Origin of the sequence: Xanthomonas sp. SHU 199, assembly GCF_000364665.1 — a bacterium.
GTDB lineage: Bacteria > Pseudomonadota > Gammaproteobacteria > Xanthomonadales > Xanthomonadaceae > Xanthomonas_A > Xanthomonas_A sontii.
The window spans coordinates 1-4,042 of sequence record NZ_AQOI01000042.1; the positions used below are offsets into that span (position 1 = coordinate 1).

Consider the following 4,042-nt stretch of genomic DNA (forward strand, 5'->3'; position numbering starts at 1 on the left):
GCTGGCGATCGGCGGCAGTGCCTCGTCCGCGCGCGGCGGCTGGTGCACCACCAGCGTGCCCGCGACCAGGTCGCCCAGGCGCCGCGAATGGGTGTCGAACAGGCAGGCGATCAGGCCGACGGCGTAGCCGAACGGCAGCATGTCCACGGTGCGCAGCAGGTTGCGGGTGATCGCGGCCATCCAGCCCACCGGCGCGCCGTTGCGCGCCACCACGCGCAGGCCCAGCGCCTGCTTGCCCAGGGTCTGGCCGCGCCAGCCCTCCAGCACGATCGGGTACGCCCAGAACACCAGGAACATCGCCACCAGGTACAGGCCCTGGCCGAGGCCGCCGAGCAGGCCGAGGAACATGCCCATGGCGGTGAGCAGGGCGAAGCGCAGCGCCAGGTCGATCAGCCAGGCCAGCGCGCGCGGCACCGCACCGGCGGCCGGCAGATGCAGCGGCACGCCCTCGGGGGTGATGACTTCGCGGTAGGTATCGAGCATGCCGCTTACCGCCGCCAGGTGGTGCGGCGGACACGGGCACCTGCGATGTGGGGAGGCCGTCCTTCCGTTCGGCCGGCTGCCTGTGGCGGCATGCTGCTCTCGACTGCGTCCTGCTCCGAAGCGGCACTTTAGCCGGCGTGGCGTGAATTGCCCAGCACGCCGGCGGTGCCGATCAGCGTACCGTGCCGCCGTCGCGCTGACGCCCGGAGAACAGCTTGCGCACGCCGGCGACCAGCGCCATCAGGCCGACCAGCAGCAGCTTCCAGGCCTTGGCCAACAACAGGCCCAGCTTGGCGAACAGGCCGGCCTTGGCCGCCAGGCCGCCGCCGATCAGGGTGGCCAGGCCGTAGCTGGCGATCTTGTCGGTGGACGGGTTGTGGTCGGCATAGCGGGCGCCGCTGTCGAACTCGGCCATCGGCAGCAATTGCTGCATGCCCTCGCGCACCTGCGCCAGTTCGCCCATGCCGGAGACCGCATTGAGGCTGAGGTAGCCATGCCGGCCGAGCACGCGGATGTCGTAGTTGAGGGTGTGCTCGTGCTCGCCGGCGAACGCCAGTTCGCGCGCCCAGTACAGCTTCTTGCTGCCGGTGTCGTAGCGCGGCGGCACCGCCCAGCCGATCAGGTCGACCTGCTCGTAGCCGGCCTTCTTGCGCTGCGCGTTGGAGTCGCGCGTCTCCTCCTGCATGTCCTTGAGCATGGCCTGGTAGTCGATCTTGCTGGCGTCCTCGTCGGACACGTAGCCGTCGTCGGAATAGGTGACGACCACCGCCCAGCTGCCCTTCTCGTCGAGCGCGGGCTGGCGCGGCACGATCAGGCCCAGCACGTCGTCGTCGGGCGGGTTGCCCCAGTAGCTTTCCAGCACCCTGCGCGCGTCGGCCTTGTCCAGAAAGCGGAACGCCGGGCCGAGGTCGAAATGCACCTTGGCCTGCGGCAGTTCGATATGCCCGTCGCGGAAATGCAGCGAGCCGACGAACTGCTCGGCGGTCATGTCCGGGCCGTTGTCCTGGGCCAGGGCCGGGCCGGCGGTGGCGCACAGCGCGCAGAAAAAAACGGCCAGCAGGCCGCGCAGCGAGATCTTGAGCATCGGCGATTCCATTCGTTCGGTGGCGTCCCCACGCCAGAGGCGCCTAGTGTCGCGCAAGCGCGCGGCGCACGCCAGCCGCGGCGCAGGTGCCGCAACCACCGCAGTGGCCTCAGCCGTTGCCGGTGAGGTAACGGTCCTTCAGCCGCACGTAGTGCTGCGCCGAGTAGTGCAGGCTCTCGATCTCCTTGTCGCTGAGCATGCGCGCCTTGCGCGCGGGATTGCCCAGCCACAGCTCGCCCTCGCCGACGGTCTTGCCCGGGCCGACCACCGCACCGGCACCGACGAAGCCGTATTTCTTCACCGTGGCGCCGTCGAGGATGCAGGCGCCCATGCCGATCAGGCACAGGTCCTCGATGGTGCAGGCATGGATGATGGTGCCGTGGCCCACGGTCACGTCCGCGCCGATCAGGGTCGGGTAGCCGGCCGCGTTGAACGGGCTGTGGTGGCTGACGTGGATGATGGTGCCGTCCTGGATGTTGCTGCGCGCGCCGATGCGCACGTAGTTGACGTCGCCGCGGATCACCGTGCCCGGCCATACCGACACGTCGTCCTCCAGCACCACGTCGCCGATCACGGTGCAGGCCGGGTCGACATAGACGCGCGCGCCCAGCTGCGGAGTCGTGTCGAGGTAGGGGCGGATCGGGGACATGCTGCTCTCCGGCGGTGGGCGGCCGGCGGCCACGCGGGCGCCGATGATAGCGCGGCGCCTGGCGCCGGCTGCCGCCCGTGGAGCGCCCGAGCGGCTGGGCGAAGCACGCGGTTGTGCGATAAGCGCACCGCTAATCGATATTCGCACTTGAATGGTGCAGTGCGATAAAACTAGCGTTGCCGCTGTCCCGGCGTCTGGCAGCGCGCGACGCGTGCCCGCTGGCGGCCGCGGCGCCGCCCGCCGCCGGTGCGGTCCCGATTCTGTTGGAGATGGTGCATGTCCTGTGCGTTTTCCCGCGGCCTGGCCCTGCTCGCGGCCCTGCTTCCCGGCGCCGTGTGCGCCTACCAGGCCGAGCCGCCGCCGCCGGAGCGCAGCGTGCTCACCGTGGACCGCTACGCCGACGACGATGCCCCGGGCTCCCTGCGCTGGGCGATCACCACCGCCAACCAGGCCCCCGGCCGCTACCGCATCGAGATCGCCGCGGTGGGCGCGCCGCCTTACGTGATCCGCCCGCGCGCACCGTTGCCGGCGCTGCAGGGGCCGCTGCAGGTGGTGGGCCTGGCGCGGGCGCACGACGGCCAGTACATCGCCATCGACGGTGCCGGCTATATCCACGGCAAGGGCACCGCCGCCTGCCCGGGCGCCGAGAAGGGCCAGTTCGGCACCAACGTGCGCAGCACCACGCTGCCGGGCGTGGTGCTGCGCGACACCCATGGCGTGGAACTGAGCGGCCTGGAGATCCGCAACTTCTGCATCGGCGTGCTGCTCAACCGCGCCAGCGACAATGTGCTGCGCGACAACCGCATCGTCGCCAACCATGGCGGCGCGGGGGTGATGCTGACCGGCGACGACGGCAACGGCCAGTCCACCGCCACCACCACGGTGCGCAACCGCATCGAGCGCAACACCTTCCTCGACAACGGCGACGGCCTGGAACTGACCCGCGGCGCGGCCTGGAACCTGGTGGCCGACAACCTGTTCCGCTCCACCGATGCCAACCCCGAGCCCTCGCAGGGCATCGAGATCCTGTGGGGCAACGACAACGCCGTGCTGCGCAACCGCTTCGAGCGCTATTCCGACGGGCTGCAGATCAACTGGGGCAACCGCAACACCATCGCCGACAACGACTTCGCCGGCAATTCGATCGGGGTCAGCGTCACCGGCCGCGACAATCTGATCGAGGGCAACCGCCTGACCGGCAACGGCATCGGCATCGCGGTGCGCCCGCAGGCGCGCAGCGAAGCCAACCGGTTCAGCGCCAACCTGCTGTCCGGCAACGGCCTGAAGATCGAACGCTGCTTCGCCGGCGGTGCCTGCGCCCCGGGCCAGCCGCGCGGCGCCATCGTGTTCGGCGTGCCGGGCCTGGAGCATGCGCCCTTCGTCGGTTCGCGCGGCATCGGCGTCGATCCGGACCCGCGCAAGCGCGCGACGATCTGCGGCGCTAAGGCGGCGGACGGTTGCCAGCCTGCGCCGAACTTCGGCCAGGCCGCCCCGCAGTTACGCACGATCGAACGCGGTGCCGGCGTGCCGCAGGTGCAGGGCAGCTTCGTCGGCCGCCCCGGCCATCTGTACACGGTGGAACTGTTCGGCAATCGCCACCGCGGCGACGACGAAGCCGAATGCTATCTCGGCCGCGTCGAAGCGGCGGTGGATGCGCAGGGACAGGGCCGCTTCGCGCTGCCGCTGGACGGCGACAGCGCGGTGCTTGCCACACTCACCGCCACCGTCACCAGCGACGATGGCGCGACCTCGCCGCTGAGCGCGCCGCTGGCGGTGACGCCGTGAGCCGCGTCGTCTCCGCCGGCGCGCGTGCGCCGCGCCGCCTG

Annotated in this window: 4 protein-coding genes; 1 reads left to right on the forward strand and 3 read right to left on the reverse strand. The window is 70.8% G+C overall.

Annotated elements, in window-relative coordinates; all coding sequences use genetic code 11:
* The 3 genes from D183_RS0102370 to D183_RS0102380 all read right to left on the reverse strand — a co-directional run.
* Positions 1–483, reverse strand: a 483-nt coding sequence (locus D183_RS0102370) for an RDD family protein (protein WP_017907571.1), incomplete at its 3' end; no start/stop codon positions are given.
* Positions 484–655: 172 nt separating this feature from the next.
* Entirely contained in the window at positions 656–1,579 is a 924-nt protein-coding gene (locus D183_RS0102375) for a DUF2167 domain-containing protein (protein WP_026144118.1), read from the reverse strand.
* Positions 1,580–1,676: 97 nt separating this feature from the next.
* Positions 1,677–2,216 (reverse strand): gamma carbonic anhydrase family protein, encoded by a 540-nt coding sequence (locus D183_RS0102380; RefSeq protein ID WP_017915009.1) that lies wholly within the window; start codon positions 2,214–2,216, stop codon positions 1,677–1,679.
* 276 nt (positions 2,217–2,492) lie between these two features.
* On the opposite strand from D183_RS0102380, the gene D183_RS0102385 reads away from it, so the two are divergent.
* Positions 2,493–4,001, forward strand: coding sequence for a right-handed parallel beta-helix repeat-containing protein (locus D183_RS0102385; protein WP_017907574.1), 1,509 nt, complete (start codon positions 2,493–2,495; stop codon positions 3,999–4,001).
* Positions 4,002–4,042 lie beyond the last annotated feature (41 nt).

What these genes read in the sequence shown, in the direction of transcription:
- D183_RS0102380 (WP_017915009.1), bottom strand. Translation starts at nt 2,216, where the DNA reads ATGTCCCCGATCCGCCCCTACCTCGACACGACTCCGCAGCTGGGCGCG.
- D183_RS0102375 (WP_026144118.1), bottom strand. Translation starts at nt 1,579, where the DNA reads ATGGAATCGCCGATGCTCAAGATCTCGCTGCGCGGCCTGCTGGCCGTT.
- D183_RS0102385 (WP_017907574.1), top strand. Translation starts at nt 2,493, where the DNA reads ATGTCCTGTGCGTTTTCCCGCGGCCTGGCCCTGCTCGCGGCCCTGCTT.